The sequence below is a fragment of the Halovulum marinum genome, from assembly GCF_009697225.1.
Taxonomy (GTDB): Bacteria; Pseudomonadota; Alphaproteobacteria; order Rhodobacterales; family Rhodobacteraceae; genus Halovulum; species Halovulum marinum.
In genome coordinates this window covers 38292-54758 of the sequence record NZ_WIND01000003.1, presented here as the reverse complement: position 1 = coordinate 54758, position 16467 = coordinate 38292, and the positions used below count along the sequence as shown (strand labels likewise).

General features: G+C 71.4%; 14 protein-coding genes. 11 read left to right on the top strand and 3 right to left on the bottom strand.

What is annotated here, in order from left to right:
* Positions 1–34: 34 nt before the first annotated feature.
* The 4 genes from GE300_RS05905 to GE300_RS05890 all read left to right on the top strand — a co-directional run bounded on the left by GE300_RS05905 (position 35) and on the right by GE300_RS05890 (position 4012).
* Entirely contained in the window at positions 35–1732 is a 1698-nt protein-coding gene (locus tag GE300_RS05905; RefSeq protein WP_154445641.1) for a peptide ABC transporter substrate-binding protein, read from the top strand.
* 67 nt (positions 1733–1799) lie between these two features.
* Entirely contained in the window at positions 1800–2813 is a 1014-nt protein-coding gene (locus GE300_RS05900) for an ABC transporter permease (RefSeq protein ID WP_154445640.1), read from the top strand.
* Complete coding sequence (locus GE300_RS05895; protein WP_154445639.1) at positions 2806–3813, top strand: ABC transporter permease; 1008 nt, start codon at positions 2806–2808, stop codon at positions 3811–3813. Before GE300_RS05900 ends, GE300_RS05895 begins: the two co-directional genes overlap by 8 nt.
* 1 nt (position 3814) lies before the next feature.
* Positions 3815–4012, top strand: coding sequence for a CsbD family protein (locus tag GE300_RS05890; protein ID WP_154445638.1), 198 nt, complete (start codon positions 3815–3817; stop codon positions 4010–4012).
* A gap of 465 nt (positions 4013–4477) precedes the next feature.
* On the opposite strand, the gene moaA is transcribed toward GE300_RS05890, so the two are convergent.
* A complete protein-coding gene (gene moaA, locus GE300_RS05885) occupies positions 4478–5485 on the bottom strand; it encodes a GTP 3',8-cyclase MoaA (protein ID WP_154445637.1) in 1008 nt (335 codons plus the stop codon).
* A 235-nt stretch (positions 5486–5720) separates the two neighbouring features.
* Here moaA and GE300_RS05880 point away from each other — a divergent pair, with 235 nt between their 5' ends.
* The 3 genes from GE300_RS05880 (at position 5721) to GE300_RS05870 (ending at position 9869) form a co-directional block, all read left to right on the top strand.
* Positions 5721–7307, top strand: a complete 1587-nt coding sequence (locus GE300_RS05880) for an AMP-binding protein (RefSeq protein ID WP_154445873.1) — start codon at positions 5721–5723, stop codon at positions 7305–7307.
* Positions 7304–7951, top strand: coding sequence for a YdcF family protein (locus GE300_RS05875; RefSeq protein WP_154445636.1), 648 nt, complete (start codon positions 7304–7306; stop codon positions 7949–7951). The genes GE300_RS05880 and GE300_RS05875 overlap by 4 nt, the downstream gene beginning before the upstream one ends.
* Positions 7952–8045: 94 nt before the next feature.
* A complete protein-coding gene (locus tag GE300_RS05870) occupies positions 8046–9869 on the top strand; it encodes a cation:proton antiporter (RefSeq protein ID WP_154445635.1) in 1824 nt (607 codons plus the stop codon).
* A 65-nt stretch (positions 9870–9934) separates the two neighbouring features.
* Here the strand turns inward: GE300_RS05870 and glmS are convergent, their stop codons facing one another.
* Positions 9935–11758, bottom strand: a complete 1824-nt coding sequence (gene glmS, locus GE300_RS05865) for a glutamine--fructose-6-phosphate transaminase (isomerizing) (protein ID WP_154445634.1) — start codon at positions 11756–11758, stop codon at positions 9935–9937.
* Positions 11758–13110: a bifunctional UDP-N-acetylglucosamine diphosphorylase/glucosamine-1-phosphate N-acetyltransferase GlmU gene (gene glmU, locus GE300_RS05860; protein WP_154445633.1), complete on the bottom strand. Its 1353-nt coding sequence runs from the start codon at positions 13108–13110 to the stop codon at positions 11758–11760. The genes glmS and glmU overlap by 1 nt, the downstream gene beginning before the upstream one ends.
* A 126-nt stretch (positions 13111–13236) precedes the next feature.
* Here glmU and GE300_RS05855 point away from each other — a divergent pair, with 126 nt between their 5' ends.
* The 4 genes from GE300_RS05855 to GE300_RS05840 all read left to right on the top strand — a co-directional run bounded on the left by GE300_RS05855 (position 13237) and on the right by GE300_RS05840 (position 16466).
* Complete coding sequence (locus tag GE300_RS05855; protein ID WP_154445632.1) at positions 13237–13896, top strand: HAD-IA family hydrolase; 660 nt, start codon at positions 13237–13239, stop codon at positions 13894–13896.
* Positions 13897–14071: 175 nt separating this feature from the next.
* Positions 14072–14908, top strand: coding sequence for a transporter substrate-binding domain-containing protein (locus tag GE300_RS05850; RefSeq protein WP_154445631.1), 837 nt, complete (start codon positions 14072–14074; stop codon positions 14906–14908).
* Positions 14909–14978: 70 nt separating this feature from the next.
* Complete coding sequence (locus GE300_RS05845) at positions 14979–15779, top strand: amino acid ABC transporter ATP-binding protein (RefSeq protein WP_154445630.1); 801 nt, start codon at positions 14979–14981, stop codon at positions 15777–15779.
* Between the two features lie 3 nt (positions 15780–15782).
* A complete protein-coding gene (locus GE300_RS05840) occupies positions 15783–16466 on the top strand; it encodes an amino acid ABC transporter permease (protein ID WP_154445629.1) in 684 nt (227 codons plus the stop codon).
* The last annotated feature ends 1 nt before the right edge of the window (position 16467 follow it).

Sequence of the window (16467 nt, the reverse complement as noted above, 5' to 3'; positions counted from 1 at the left end):
TAACCACCCCCAGCGTGAGAAACAGGAGCCATTGATGCGACTCGAGACTATTCTGGCCAGCGCCGCCGCATTGAGCATTGCCGCCACCGGCGCACAGGCAGAGCGCGGCGCGGACGGTCAGCTGAACCTGCTGTACTGGCAGGCGGCGTCGATCCTGAACCCGTATCTGTCCGGGGGCACCAAGGATCTCGAGGCCGCTTCGCTGATCCTCGATCCGCTGGCGAACTACGACGAGGCCGGCAACATGGTGCCGGTGCTGGTCACCGAGATCCCGACCATCGAGAACGGCGGCGTGTCCGAGGACCTGACGACGATCACCTGGACGCTGCGCGATGACATCCTGTGGTCCGACGGCACCCCGCTGACCGCCGAGGACGTGAAGTTCTCGGCCGAGTACTGCATGCACCCGGACGGCGGCTGCAACTCCGCCGCCAAGTTCACCGACGTCGAAAGCGTCGAGGCGGTCGACGTGCAGACGGTCAGGATCACCTTCTCGGTGCCCAAGCCGTTTCCCTACGGCCCGCTGGTCGGGGCGATGTCGCCGGTGATCCAGAGGGCGCAGTTTGCCGACTGCCTGGGCGAGAAGGCCACCGCCTGCACCGAGGCGAACTTCAACCCGATCGGCACCGGCCCGTTCCGGGTGACCGAGTTCAAGGCCAACGACGTGGTCACGCTCGAGGCGAACCCGAACTACCGCGACCCGGACAAGCCCGCCTTCGCCACCGTGGTGTTCAAGGGCGGCGGCGACGCCGCCAGCGCCGCCCGCGCGGTGCTGGAGACCGGCGAATTCGACTATGCCTGGAACCTGCAGGTCGAGCCCGAGATTCTCGACGCCATGGCCGCGGCGGGCAAGGGCACGGTGGTGTCGTCCTTCGGTCCCGCGGTCGAACGGCTGGTGGTCAACCTGTCGGACCCGGACCCGAGCCTGGGCGAGGCGCGCTCGACCGTCGCCCATCCGCACCCGTTCCTGACCGATCCGGCGGTGACCCGGGCGCTGAGCCTGGCGATCGACCGGCAGATCCTGGTCGACGCCGGCTACGGCAGCGCCGGCAAGGTGACGTGCAACATCCTGCCCGCGCCCGAGATGATGGTCTCGACCGCCAACGACTGGTGCATGACGCCCGACGTCGACGAGGCGAACCGCCTGCTGGACGAGGCCGGCTGGGTCCGCGGCGCCGACGGCGTGCGCGAGAAGGACGGCGTGCGGCTGTCGATCCTGTTCGTCAGCTCGGTCAACTCGGTGCGGCAGGGCACGCAGGCGCTGGTCAAGCAGATGTGGCAGGCGATCGGCGTCGAGACCGAACTGCGCAGCATCGACGCCTCGGTGTTCTTCGGCAGCGATCCGTCCAGCCCGGACACGATCCAGAAGTTCTATGCCGACATCGAGATGTACACCAACACCTTCGACGGCACCGACCCCGAAAAGTACATGGCCAACTGGCAGTGCGGCGAGATCCCGTCGCCCGAGAACCAGTGGGTCGGCTCGAACATCCCGCGCTTCTGCAGCGAGCAGTACGATGCGCTGGTCGCCGAGATGGGCAAGACCGCCTCGCTGGAGGAGCGGGCGGCGCTGGCCAGGCGGATGAACGACCTGCTGATCGCGGCCGGCGCGTTCATCCCGCTGGTGCACCGCGGCGACGTGTCGGCGCACGCCGCGTCGATCCGGGGCGTGCGCATGAACTCCTGGGACAGCGAGCTGTGGAACGTCGAGGACTGGACACGGGCGCAGTGAGCGGCCGCGCGCCGGACACGCCCGCGCCCCCCGCCGCCGACGCGGCGGCGGGGCGGCGGCCGCGGGGATGTTGAGCTACACCCTGCGCCGGCTGGCGTTCGCGGTCCCGACGCTGCTGGCGATCAGCTTCATCGTCTTCGCGATCCTCGACCTGGCGCCGAACGACCCCACCGGCAGCCTGCCGCTGACGATCCCGCCCGAGGTGCGTGCCGACATCCGCCGCCAGCTGGGCCTGGATCAGCCGATGCCGGTACGTTACCTCAAATGGTGCGTGCAGTTCTTCTGGAACGAGCCGCTGGCGCTGCTCGAACGCTGGACCGGGGTCAGCCTCGGCGCGGCCGAGGGCCGGCTGCGGGTGATCAGCTGGAGCACCCGCGCCCCGGTGCTGGACCTGATCGTCGAGCGGCTGCCGCAGACGCTGTGGGTGATCGGCATGTCCTATGTGATCGGCGTGCTGATCGCGCTGCCGATCGGGGTGATCTCGGCCTATCGCCAGTACAGCTGGTTCGACCAGCTCGGCACCTTCGTGTCGATGGTCGGATACTCGGTGCCGACCTTCTTCACCGGCCTGCTGCTGATCGTCGCGTTCTCGATCAAGCTGCAGTGGCTGCCGTCGGTCTACGACACCGGCCACCGGGTCACCGACTGGGACAGCTTCTGGTTCCAGGTGCGGCAGATGCTGATGCCGGTGGCGGTGCTGGCGCTGTACAACGCCGCCCAGATCAGCCGCTTCCTGCGCGCCTCGATGCTGGACAACATGGACCAGGACTATGTGCGTACCGCCCGCGCCAAGGGCCTGCGCGAGCGCGCGGTGGTCTGGGTCCACGTGCTGCGCAACTCGCTGATCCCGGTGGTCACGGTGATCGCGCTGGGCTTTCCGCAGGCGCTGGGCGGGGCGGTCATCACCGAGCAGATCTTCCGCATCAACGGCATCGGCCAGCTGCTGATCCAGGGCGTCTACAGCGCCGACATCCCGCTGGTGCAGACGCTGACCTTCCTGTTCGCGGTGATGATCGTGCTGTTCAACCTGGTCGCCGACCTGCTTTACGCCGTGCTGGACCCGCGGGTGCGCTATGACTGAGCCGCTGCCGGCGATCCCGCCACGGCGCCGCGGCGGGCGCGGCGCCGTGGCGGCGCGGTTCGCGGCGCACCGCGGCGCGGTCGCAGGCCTGCTGGTGCTGGCCGCGATCGTGGCGCTGACGCTGTTCGGCCCGCTGCTGCACCGGATCGATCCGCAGTACCTGGACTATCTTGACCGCAACCAGGGCATGTCCTGGAAGCACCCGCTGGGCACCGATAACCTGGGCCGCGATCTGCTGGCGCAGGTGCTTTCCGGGGGCAGGGTGTCGCTGGCGGTCGGCACCAGCGCGATGCTGCTGGGGCTCGCGCTGGGCACGCTGGTGGGAGTGCTGGCCGGCTTCGTGCGCTGGCTGGACGGCCCGTTGATGCGGCTGGTCGACCTGTTCCTGGCGCTGCCGCTGCTGCCGCTGCTGCTGGTGGTGATCATGCTGTTCCGCGACAGCCTGCGCGCCGCCTTCGGCCCCGAGACCGGGATCTTCCTGCTGATCGTCTTCGTCATCGGCGTCACCAGCTGGATGCAGACCGCGCGCATCGTCCGCGGCGAGGTGCTGGCCCTGCGCGAACAGGAATACGTGCTGGCCGCACGCGCCATCGGCACCCGGCCGCGGCGGATCGTGACCCGCCACATCCTGCCCAACGTGCTGTCGCCGATCGTGGTTTCGGCGGCGCTGGGCGTGGCCAACGCGATCCTGCTGGAAAGCGCGCTGTCCTTCCTGGGTCTGGGGTTTCCGTCGGATTTCCCGACCTGGGGGCGGCTGCTGTTCGACGGCGTGAACTTCATGTCGCTGCACCCGACGCGGGTGATCTGGCCCGGGCTGGCGATCTCGCTCACCGTGCTCAGCGTCAACTACATCGGCGACGGGCTGCGCGACGCGATGGACCCGCGCGGCGATCTGCCGCCGATCGCCGGCGGCGCGCGGAGGAACCGACGCGGGCGGCTCGGCGTTCTGCTAGCGACACGGCGGAACGGCCGCCGGGTCCTTCAAGGCAAGGGGGAATGAAATGAACAACGATCAGATGCAGGGCAACTGGAAGCAGTTGAGGGGCAAGGTGCAGGAAGCCTGGGGCGACCTGACCAACGACGATCTCGACCGCATCGAAGGCCAGCGCGATCAACTGGTCGGCGCGATCCAGAAGCGCTACGGCAAGGAGCGCGCCGAGGCCGAGCGCGAGGTCGACGACTTCCTGTCGCGGCACTGATCCCGCGGCAGCATCGCGGATCTCCGGCCCCGTGACGGGGCGCGGAACAGGACGGGCCTTCGCGGACAGACCGCGGGGGCCCGTTCGTCATCGGAGCCCTTGCCTCGGGGGCCGGCCCCGAGCGGCTGGACCTGAGCGGCCGCTTCCGGAACCGGTGCTGCTTCATCCCGGGTCGGGAGGGCGATAGCCACCGGGAAACCCGACGCGTCGCCGGGGACGGATTCGATCCTGCAGCGCAGGCATCCGGCGGTCTGCCCGTCGTCGAGCCCTTGCTCGACCTCGGCGGCCGAGCAGGTTCCCAGGCGATGAATGCGTTCGTGAACGCGGCCGGCTTCGGTCGCGGCGCGGTGCAGGCTGAAATGCGTGTGGGCGAGACCGACATCCTGCGTCGTCGACGGGTCATTCCGGCTCTTGCGTGCCGCGCCGCGCCGCGGCGGCCAGATCCGCCGGGGCCAGCCGCCGGAGTCAGCCGCCGGTGTGGCTCATGTGCCGGGTCATGGTGCCGGCGACCTTCTGCCGCGAATAGTCGAAATCGTGGCCCCTGGGCTTGCGGTCGATGGCGGCGCGGATCGCGGCGTCCAGTGCCGCGTCGTCGTCGCTGTCGCGCAGCACCCGGCGCAGATCGGCGTCGTCCTCCTGGCCGAGGCACATGTACAGCTGGCCGGTGCAGGTCAGACGGACGCGGTTGCAGCTTTCGCAGAAATTGTGCGACAGCGGCGTGATGAAGCCGATCCGCTGGCCGGTCTCCTCGACCCGGACGTAGCGCGCCGGACCGCCGGTCGACAGCGGGATGTCGGTCAGCGTCCAGCGCCGGGCCAGGTGCGCGCGCACGTCGTCCAGGCTCCAGTACTGGTCCAGCCGCAGCCCGTCGCCCATGTCCTCGCCCATCGGCATGACCTCGATGAAGGTCAGGTCGAACCCGCGCCCGGCGCACCATTCGACGAAGCGGTGCGCCTCGTCGTCGTTGACGCCCTTCAGCGCGACGGCGTTGATCTTGACCCGGATCCCGGCCTCCTGCGCGGCGTCGATCCCGTCCATCACCTGCGCGAACCGGCCCCAGCGGGTCACCGCCCGGAACTTGTCCTCGTCCAGCGTGTCCAGCGAGACGTTGACCCGGCGCACGCCGCAGTCGGCCAGCGGCCGCGCGAAGCGGCGCAGCTGGCTGCCGTTGGTGGTCAGCGTCAGCTCGTCCAGAGCGCCCGAGGCCAGGTGCCGCGACATCGCCTCGAAGAAGGTCATGATGCCCTTGCGCACCAGCGGCTCGCCGCCGGTGATGCGCAGCTTGCGCACGCCCAGCGCCACGAAGCGCGAGCACAGCCGGTCCAGCTCCTCCAGCGTCAGCAGGTCCTTCTTCGGCAGGAAGGTCATGTGCTCGGACATGCAGTAGACGCAGCGGAAATCGCAGCGGTCGGTGACCGAGACCCGGAGATAGGTGATCGCGCGCGCGAAGGGATCGACAAGCGGTTGTGTCATGCCGCCGACGTTACTGCGGACGGCTGGGGCCCGCAAGGCGACCTGTCGCGCATGTGAAGCCGGCCGGCGATGGCGGCCGGCTCTGCTTGCGCCCTACTTGCGCCGTCCCGGTGGAAATGGAACTGTGACGCCAGCGCGGGCCGCCGGGTCCGCGCGCCGGCAGGGGTTTCGCGGAAGGCACGGCAGCGTGAACGACAGGATCAGCCTCGTGCCGCGCGCCGGCGACTGGGACGCGATGCGCGCCGCGTTCCGCTGGCCCGCGCCGACGCGGCTGAACATCGCCGAGATCGCCTCCGAGCGCTGGGCCCGGGCCGAGCCCGACCGCCGCGCGCTGACCCTGCTGCGCCCCGAGGGCGAGACCCGGCATTACAGCTATGCCGAACTCAGCCGCGCCGCCGGCCGCTTCGCCAACGTGCTGCGCGGGCACGGGGTCGGCCGCGGCGACCGCGTCGCGGTGCTGCTGCCGCAGACGCCCGAGACGCTGATCACCCATCTGGCGGCCTACAAGCTGGGTGCGATCGCGGTGCCGCTGTTCACCCTGTTCGGCGAGGACGGCCTGCGCTTCCGGCTGTCCGACAGCGGCGCGCGCGCGCTGGTCACCGACCGCGCCAACCTGGACAAGGTGCAGGCGATCCGTGCCGATCTGCCCGATCTGGCCGAGGTGTTCTCGGTCGACGGCACCGGCAGCGGCGTGCATGCCTTCTGGCAGGAGCTTGGCCGCGCCGCCGACGCCTGTCCGACCGCCGACACCGGACCGGACGATCCGGCGCTGATCTGCTACACCTCGGGCACCACCGGCCCGCCCAAGGGCGCGCTGCACGCGCACCGGGTGCTGCTGGGCCACCTGCCGGCGGTGGAACTGCACCACGAGTTCCTGCCGCAGCCCGGCGACCGGCTGTGGACACCGGCCGACTGGGCCTGGATGGGCGGGCTGATGAACGTGGCACTGCCGGCGCTGGCGCTGGGCGTGCCGCTGGTCGCGCACCGCAGGGCCCGGTTCGACCCCGAACACGCCTGGTGGCTGATGGACAGGCTTGAGGTGCGCAACGTCTTCCTGCCGCCCACCGCGCTGAAGCTGATGCGTCAGGTGCCGCCCAGGGTGATGCCCACGCTGCGCTCGGTCGCCTCGGGCGGCGAGGCGCTGGGCGCGGGGATGCTGGAGTGGGGCCGCGCCACCTTCGGGCGCGACATCAACGAGTTCTACGGCCAGACCGAGTGCAACCTGGTGCTGTCGAACGCCGCCGGGGTGCTGCCGCCGAAGCCCGGCTCGATGGGCCGTGCGGTGCCGGGGCACGAGGTCGCGATCCTCGGCGACGACGGCCGGCCGCTGCCCGCCGGCACGGCCGGCGAGATCGCCGTGCGCCGGCCCGATCCGGCGATGTTCCTGGAATACTGGGGCCGGCCCGACAAGACCGCCGAGAAGTTCGCCGGCGACTGGATGCGCACCGGCGACGTGGCGGTGATGGACGACGCGGGCTACGTGTTCTTCTCGGCGCGGACCGACGACGTCATCACTTCGTCCGGCTACCGCATCGGCCCGACCGAGATCGAGGACTGCCTGACCGGCCATCCCGACGTCGCCATGGCCGCCGCCGTCGGCGTGCCCGACCCGATCCGCACCGAGGCGGTCAAGGCGTTCGTGGTGCTGCGCCGGGGCGCGGCGACCGAGGGCCTGGCAGAGGCGCTGATCGAGCGGGTGCGCAGCCGCGTCTCGCCGCATGTCGCGCCGCGCGAGGTGGCGTTCGTCGACGATCTGCCGATGACCGCCACCGGCAAGATCATGCGCCGGTCGCTGAAGGACCCGGCAGAGGGCGGGCGGTGATCCTGCGCCCGCTGCTGCTGGTTGCCGCCGGGTTCGGCGTCGCGCTCGCCTTCGTCTCGCTCAGCGCGCTGTGGCAGGCCCGCGGGCGGCTGCCCGAGCGCGCCGACGTGATCCTGGTGCTGGGCGCCGCGACCGAGATCGACGGCACGCTGGGGCGGGCGGCGGTGGCGCGGGTCGAGACCGGCGTCGCGCTGTGGCGGCAGGGCCGGGCGCCGAAGCTGCTGTTCACCGGCGGTCCGGCGCTGCCCGGATTCCGCGCGCACGGCGCGCTGATGGCGGATCTGGCGCGCCGGCTGGGCGTGCCCGAGGCGGCGATCATCGTCGAGGACGGCGCCCATTCCACGCTGCAGAACGCGCTGCTCAGCCGGCCGCTGATCCCCGGCGCCGAGGTGCTGCTGGTCACCCACGGCTACCACATGGCGCGCGCCCGCCTGTCGCTGGCCTGGGGCGGGATCCGGGTCACCGGCTACGCCACGCCGGGGCCGTTCACCGGCGTACGGGATCTGCTGCGCGAGGCGCTGGCCACGCCCTACAACGCCGGCCGGGTGGCGGCGTGGCATGTTCTGGGCTGGGCCGGGGTCGGCGCGGACCTGCGGTTGCGGATGCTGGCGCAGGCGCCGGGTAAGCGGCACCACAGGGGCTGAGGCGCGGGATTTAAGTACGGGGCTGAGGCACGGGGCCGCGGAACGCAGTGCGCGGCGCCGGGGCGGACGCCAGGGGTTGAACGGAGGGCACGGCATGGAGCCGGTGACGATCTTCGCCATAATCGGCGGTCTGGGCATCGGCGCGCAGTGGCTGGCCTGGCGGCTGCAGATGCCGGCCATCGTGCTGATGCTGGCCGCGGGGCTGGTGGCCGGGCCGATGACCGGCCTGCTCGACCCCGAAGCCGCCTTCGGCGAGCTGCTGCGCCCGGTGGTCGCGGTCGCGGTCGCGGTGATCCTGTTCGAGGGCGGGCTGACGCTGAACCTGCACGAGTTGCGCGCCACCGGCCCCGCCGTGCGCCGCATGGTGCTGGTGGGCGCGCCGCTGGGCTGGCTGTTCGCGACGCTCGCCAGCCGCTACGGCGCCGGTCTGGACTGGGCCAGCGCCACGGTGTTCGGCGGCATCCTCGTCGTCACCGGGCCCACGGTGATCATCCCGCTGCTGCGCCAGGCGCGGCTGAAGTCCCGACCGGCGCAGGTGCTGCGCTGGGAGGCGATCGTCAACGACCCGGTCGGCGCGCTGTGCGCCGTGCTGGCGTTCGAGGTGATCGCCGCGCTGGCCGGGGCCGGAACGCTCGCCAGGGCGGCCGAGGATTTCGCCCTCGGCGTCGGCGTCGCCGCGCTGGCCGGCCTGGCCGTCGGCCGCGCCATCGCCTGGGCGTTCCGGCGCGGGCAGGTGCCCGAATACATGAAGGTGCCGGTGCTGTTCGGCGCGGTGCTGGCGGTCTACGCCTCGACCGACAGCCTGCTGCACGAAAGCGGGCTGCTGGCGGTCACCGTCATGGGCGTGGTGCTGGCCAATGCCCGGCTGGAATCGTTCGAGGAACTGCGCCGGTTCAAGGAACATGTCACCGTGATCCTGGTGTCGGGCGTGTTCATCCTGCTCGCCGCCGCACTCGATACCGAGCAGCTGGCGCAGCTGGACTGGCGCGCGGTGCTGTTCATCCTGGCGATCGTGCTGGTGGCGCGGCCGCTGGCGGTGTCGATCGCGCTGGCCGGCACCGGTCTGCCCTGGCAGGAGAAGCTGATCACCGCCTGGATCGCGCCGCGCGGCATCGTCGCGGTGGCGGTGGCGGGGCTGTTCGGCGCCCGGCTGGTCGAGCTGGGCTTCGAGGACGGCGCACGGCTGCCGCCGCTGGCCTTCGCGCTGGTGGCGGCGACGGTGGTGCTGTCCGGTTTCTCGATCCGGCCGGTGGCGCGCGCGCTGGGGCTGGTCTCGACCGACGTGCCCGGGGTGCTGATCGTCGGCGGCAGCCCGTGGACGGTGGCGCTGGCCGAGCGGCTGCGCGGCGCCGAGCTGCCGGTGCTGGTCGCGGACCGCAACTGGCACCGGCTGGCCGCGGCGCGGGCGGCGAAGCTGCCCTATTACCATGGCGAGATCCTGTCCGAGGCGGCCGAGCATCACCTCGACATGAACGCCTACGGCACGCTGGTCGCCGCCACCGACAACGACGCCTACAACACCCTGGTCTGCACCGATTTCGCGCCCGAGTTCGGCCGCAGCAACGTGTTCCAGCCGGGCCGCGCCGAGGCCGACGGCAACCCGCGCGGCCTGCCGGTGACGCTGGGCGGGCGGCCGTTCGGCGGCGGGCTGACCCATGCCGAGCTGGCGCGCCGCGGCACCGACGGCGACGGCTTCCGGCTGTCGGAACTGGACAAGGAGCAGGCCGACTGGGACGCCTGGCGCGCCGCGCATCCCGGCGCGTCGCCGCTGGCGGTGCTCAGCGGCGGCGAGATCGGTTTTCTGGGCCGGACCGACCCGCCGCGGCTGCGCGCGGGGGACCGGCTGCTCTGGCTTGCCGCCGCCGACGCGCCGGCGCCGCCGCCCGGCGGAAACGACGCGCCCGACGACGAGGACTGAGGCGGCCCCGTTCGCCCCGGTCCGCCCCGTCCCGGGCTACCGGCCGGCAGACCGCGCGCGCGGTGCTACTCGACGGTGACCGACTTCGCCAGGTTGCGCGGCTGGTCCACGTCGGTGCCCTTGGTGACGGCGGTGTGATAGGCCAGCAGCTGCGCCGGCACCGCGTACAGGATCGGCGCCACGAACGGATCGACCGGCGGCAGGCGCAGCGACTGCCACAGCCCCTCGGACGCCCGCGACAGCCCGGCCTGATCGGTGACCAGCAGGATCCGCCCGCCGCGCGCCATCACCTCCTGCATGTTGCTGACGGTCTTGTCGAACAGCGCATCCGACGGCGCCAGCACGATCACCGGCACGGTCTCGTCGATCAGCGCGATCGGGCCGTGCTTCAACTCGCCGCTGGCATAGCCTTCGGCGTGGATATAGCTGATCTCCTTCAGTTTCAGTGCGCCTTCCAGCGCCAGCGGATACATCGCGCCGCGGCCCAGGAACAGCACGTCCGACGCCTTCGACAACTCCCAGCAGAGCGGGCCGTAGACCTCCTCGTGCGCCAGCACCTGCGCCATCGCCGCCGGCACCGATTCCAGCGCCGAGACCAGCTCCGCCTCGCGCGCGGCGTCGATCCGGCCGTTCTGCCGCGCCGCCAGGATCGCCAGCGCCGCCAGCACCGTCAGCTGACAGGTGAACGCCTTGGTCGAGGCGACGCCGACCTCGACCCCGGCGTGGATCGGGAACACCAGGTCCGATTCGCGCGCGATCGAGCTTTCCAGCACGTTCACCACCGCCGCGATCGCCGCCGCCCTGCCGCGCATGTAGCGCAGCGCGGCCAGCGTGTCGGCGGTCTCGCCCGACTGGCTGACGAAGATCGCCAGCGTGCGCGGCGCGACCGGCGGCTCGCGATAGCGGAACTCCGAGGCGACCTCGATCTCGACCGGGATCCGGGCCAGCTGCTCGAACCAGTACTTCGCCACGTGGCAGGCCAGGTGGGCGGTGCCGCAGGCGACCATCACCACCCGGTCGAAACCGGTGAAATCGACCGCGATCCCCGGCAGCGCCACCGCCGCCCGGTCGGCGGCGGTGTACTGCGACAGCGCATAGGACATCACCGTCGGCTGCTCGTGGATCTCCTTGGCCATGAAATGCTTGTGCACGCCCTTGTCGGCATAGGCGTTGGCGGCGGCGACGATGGTGCGCGGCCGCTCGACCGGCGCGTTGGCCTCGTCGAACAGCTGCACGCTGTCGCGGCGCACCACCGCCCAGTCGCCTTCCTCGAGGTAGGTCAGCTCGCGCGCCAGCGGCGCCAGCGCGACCGCGTCCGAGCCGACGAACATCTCGCCCTCGCCGTGCCCCAGCGCCAGCGGCGAGCCGCGGCGGGCGGCCACCAGCAGATCCTCCTCGCCCTCGAACAGGAACAGCAGCGCGAAGGCGCCGTCGAGCCGGGCCAGCGTCTCTTGCGCGGCCTCGACCGGCGTGCGCCCCCCGCGCAACTCGCGTGCCGCCAGATGCGCCACCGCCTCGGTATCGGTGTCGGTGTCGAAGGTCACGCCATCGGCCTCGAGTTCGGCGCGCAGCTCGCGAAAGTTCTCGATGATGCCGTTGTGCACGACGGCGACCGGCCCCGAGCGGTGCGGGTGCGCGTTGGCCTCGGTCGGCGCACCATGTGTCGCCCAGCGGGTGTGGCCGATGCCGACATGGCCGCGGATCGGATCCTGCACCAGCAGGTCGGACAGCGCCCACAGCTTTCCGGTCGCGCGGCGCCGGTCCAGCCGCCCCTCGTTCACCGTGGCGATGCCGGCGCTGTCGTAGCCGCGGTATTCCAGCCGCCGCAGCGCGTCCAGAATCAGCGGTGCCACCTCGTGCTGGCCGAGGATCCCGACGATACCGCACATCAGCCTGTTCCCTTCTGCTTCAACGCCTTCAGGCGGGCCACCATGCGCGCGCCCAGCCCCGGCTTGTTCACCTGCCGCGCCCGCGCGATCGCCAGATCGCCCGCGCCCACGTCGATGGTTACCACCGAACCCGAGGCGACATAGCCGCCATCGGCGATGCGGACCGGCGCCACCAGCGCGCTGTTCGAGCCGATGAAGGCGCCGGCGCCGACCGCGGTGCGGTGCTTGAACACGCCGTCGTAATTGCAGGTGATCGTGCCGGCGCCGATGTTCGCGCCGGCGCCGACGCTGGCGTCGCCGATGTAGCTCAGGTGGTTGACCTTGGCGCCCTCGGCGATCTCGGCGGCCTTGACCTCGACGAAATTGCCGATCCGCGCCCGCGGGCCGACCTGCGCGCCGGGCCGCAGCCGGGCATAGGGTCCGACGACGGCGGCTTCGGCGACGTGCGCGCCCTCAAGGTGGCTGTAGGCGCGGATGCGGGCGCCGTCGGCGACCGTCACGCCAGGGCCGAAGGTGACGAACGGCTCGACGGTGACGTCGCGGCCCAGCCGCGTGTCGTGGGCGAGGAACACCGTGTCGGGCGCGGTCAGCGTCGCGCCGCCGGCCATCGCGCGGGCGCGGGCGGCGGTCTGGAACGTCGCTTCGGCGCGGGCCAGGTCGGCGCGCGAGTTCACCCCCAGCGTTTCGGCCTCGTCGCAGGTCACGGCGCGGCAGCTCAGACCGCGGGCGCGGGCGATCGCGACGATGTCGGTCAGGTAGAACTCGCCCTTGGCGTTGTCGTTGCCGACCGCCTCGATCAGCCCGAACAGCGTCGGCGCGTCGGCGCAGACCACGCCGGAATTGCACAGCCGGATCGCCCGCTGCGCGGCGCTGGCGTCCTTGTGCTCGACGATCGCCTGCAGCGCGCCGTCGGCGCCGGTGATCAGGCGGCCATAGCCGGAGGGATCGGCGGCCTCGAACCCCAGCACCACCACCGCCGCGCCGTCGGCCCGCGCGGCCCGTATCGCCTGCAGCGTCTCGGGGCGCACGAACGGCGTGTCGCCGTAAAGCACCAGCGCGTCGCCGGCGAAGCCGTCCAGCGCCGGGCGCGCCTGCGCGACGGCGTGGGCGGTGCCCAGCCGCTCGGCCTGCAGGGCGGTTTCGGCCCGCGGGTCCAGCGCGCGCGCGGCGCCGGCCACCGCCTCGGCGCCGGTGCCAACGACCACCACGGTCCGCTCCGGCGCCAGCGCGGCGGCGGCGCGCAGGACGTGGTGCAGCAGCGGCGCGTGCGCGACCTCGTGCAGGACCTTGGGCCGGTCCGAGGCCATGCGGGTACCCTGGCCGGCCGCCAGAACGATGATCGCTGTGCTCATTCCGCCCGTTCCTGTCGTCGTTTCCGGCCTCATAGCAGGCCGCCCGCGAGGCGCAAGGCGGTGCGGCATCAGAAATGGTTTCAGCGCCTGTCCCGCTGTGGCATCACGATCCCGGAAGGGGGCGCGATGCGCACGGCGATCTTCGATCTGGACGGCACGCTGGCCGATACCTCGGCGGACCTGATCGCGGCGGCGAACGGGGGCTTTTCCGCGCCGCTGCTGGACCCGGTCGCCGACAGCCTGGTGGCGTTTCACGGCGGGCGCGCCATGCTGCGGCTGGCGCACGCGCGCACCGGCACCCCCGAGGCCGAGATCGAGGCGGCGATCGAGGCGGCGCTGCCCGGCTTCCTGTCGCGATACGAGGCCGGGATCGACACCCACACGCGGCTCTACGACGGCGCCGCGCGGGCGCTGGACCGGCTGGCGGGGCAGGGCTGGGCGCTGGGGGTGTGCACCAACAAGCCGGTGGCGCTGGCCGAGCTTCTGCTGACCCGGCTGGGGATCCGCGACCGATTTGCCGCGATGCTGGGCGCCGACAGCCTGCCGGTGCGCAAGCCCGACCCGCGCCACCTGCTCGAGACCATCGCCCGCGCCGGCGGCGACGCCGGCCGGGCGGTGCTGGTCGGCGACACCGAGACCGACGTGCTGGCCGCCCGCGCCGCCGGCGTGCCCTGCGTGCTGGTCGGCTTCGGCCCCGAGGGCGCCGGGGTGGCGCGGCTGGGCCCGGCGGCGGTGCTGGCCAGCTACACGCACCTGCCCGAGATCCTGGAGCGGCTCGATCTCTGAGCGGCGATCGCGTCGGCACCTCGTGCGCGAGTCGTGCGCGGGCGGCACGCTGCCTATAAGCTGAACTTATATGCAAATCGTATATTAAATAAACTCGCCCGGTGTTTTTCCTGTGCATCATGGCGTGAAACTTATAATTTTGCGATGCAAAACAAAACCAACAGGGATCATGACCATGCTTGCACGGACTCTGACGGCCGCAATCGCCGCGGCGCTGGTCGCCGCGTCGGCGGCGCAGGCGCAGGACACCACCTACAAGGTCGCGCTGGATGGCACCTTCGCGCCCCACGCCATGCCCAAGCTGGGCGGCGGCATCGAGGGCTTCAACGTCGATCTGGCGAACATGATCGGCGAGCGCCTCGGCGCGAAGATGGACATCGTCGCCACCCAGTTCTCGGGCATCCTGCCCGGGCTGCAGGCCGGCACCTACGATTTCGTCGTCGCCCCCACCACGATCACCGAGGAACGCGCCGCGAACGTGCTGTTCTCGGAAGGCTACCTGAACACCGACTTCCAGTTCGTGGTGCGCAACGACACCCCCGAGATCACCGACATGGACGGCTTTGCCGGGCAGGTGATCGCGGTCAACAAGGGCTCGGTCTATGACAGCTGGGCGCGCGATCTGGCGGCCGAGACCGGCTGGACCGTCGAAAGCTACGGCACCAACACCGACGCGGTGCAGGCCGTGGTCTCGGGGCGGGCGTTCGCCAACGTCGCCGGCAACACCGTCTCGGCCTGGGCGGCGAAGCAGAACCCGAACGTCAAGCTCAGCTACCTGTTCTCGACCGGCAAGGTCTGGGGAATGCCGTTCCGCAAGGGCGACGAGGAGCTGCGCGCGACCGTCGAGAATGTCATCGAGTGCATGAAGATCGACGGCACCATCGCCGAGCTGCACGAGAAGTGGTTCGGCACCGCGCCGGCCGAGGGCTCCGCCGCCGTCACCCCCGTCGCCGGATACGGCGAGCCCGACTTCGAAGGCTATGTCGATGACGGTCACGAGCCGTCCTGCTGAGGCCCCGCGGCCCGGCCCCTGGCGCCTGCCGCGCGCCAGGGGCCTGGCCCGAACCGGAAGGAGCCGTGGCATGATCGATCCCCGCGCCGCCCGAACGGCGGACCCGACCGCGCCCGCCGCCGCGCCGGCGGCCGGCCGGCCCGCGCTGGAGATCGCGGCGCTGCACAAGTCGTTCGGCGCCACCACCGTGCTCAGCGGCATCGACCTTGCGGTCGCCCCCAGCGAGCTGGTGTTCGTCCTCGGCCCCTCGGGCAGCGGCAAGTCGACGATGCTGCGCTGCTGCAACCGGCTGGAGGAGCCGGACTCGGGCACGATCCTGCTGAAGGGCACGCCGGTGACGGGGGCAGGGGTGAACCTGAACCAGATCCGCCAGCGCATCGGCATGGTGTTCCAGGCCTTCAACCTCTACCCGCACCTGACCGCGCTGAAGAACGTCACGCTGGCGCTGCGCAAGGTGCGCGGGCTGTCCCGCGCCGAGGCCGAGGCCCGCGCGGTCGAGGCGCTGACCCAGGTCGGGCTGGCCGACAAGGCCGGCAACCACCCGGCGGCGCTGTCCGGCGGCCAGCAGCAGCGCGTCGCCATCGCCCGCGCGCTGGCGCTGGAGCCCGAGGTGATGCTGTTCGACGAGCCGACCTCGGCGCTGGACCCGGAACTGGTCGGCGACGTGCTGGCGGTGATGCGCGACATGAAGTCCGCCGGCATGACCATGCTGGTGGTCAGCCACGAGATGAAGTTCGCGCAGGAGGCCGCCGACCGGGTGATCTTCATGGACGGCGGCAGCATCGTCGAGCAGGGCCCGCCCGAGCGGATCTTCGGCGCGCCCGAGCACGAGCGCACGCGCGCCTTCCTGTCGCGCGTCACCGGGGGCTGAGCGATGACCCCGCTGGAGCGGTTCCTCGACACCTTCTTCAATGCCGCGGTGCTGGCGAAATACGCGCCGGCGATCCTGCAGGGCGTCTGGGTGACGGTCGAGCTGTCGGTGCTGATCGTGCTGTCGGGCATCGCGCTGGGCGGGCTGCTGGCCTGCGTGCGCGCCTACCGCGTGCGGCTGCTGTCCTTCGGCATCGTGATCTTCGCCGACATTTTCCGCGCGCTGCCGCCGCTGGTGCTGATCCTGATCGTTTATTTCGGCCTGCCGAACGCGGGCATCTTCCTGTCCAGCTTCGTCGTGCTCTACGCGATCCTGACGCTGATCCTGGCCGCCTTCGCCGAGGAGATCCTCTGGGCCGGCATCACCTCGGTCGCCAAGGGCCAGTGGGAGGCGGCGCGCTCTACCGGGCTGGGGTTCACCCAGGCGCTGCTCTGGGTGGTGCTGCCGCAGGCGGTGCGGCTGGCGATCCCGCCGCTGACCAACCGCGCCATCGCCATCACCAAGATGACCGCGCTGGGCACGGTGATCGGCGTGCCGGACATCCTGAACCAGGCCACCACCGCGCAAAGCTTTTCCGGCAACGCCTCGCCGCTGATGCTGGCGGCGGTCGCCTATGTGCTGCTGTTCATGCCGTTCGTGGTGCTGTCGCGCTGGCTGGAAAGCCGCTTCGCCTGGCGGAAGGTGTAGC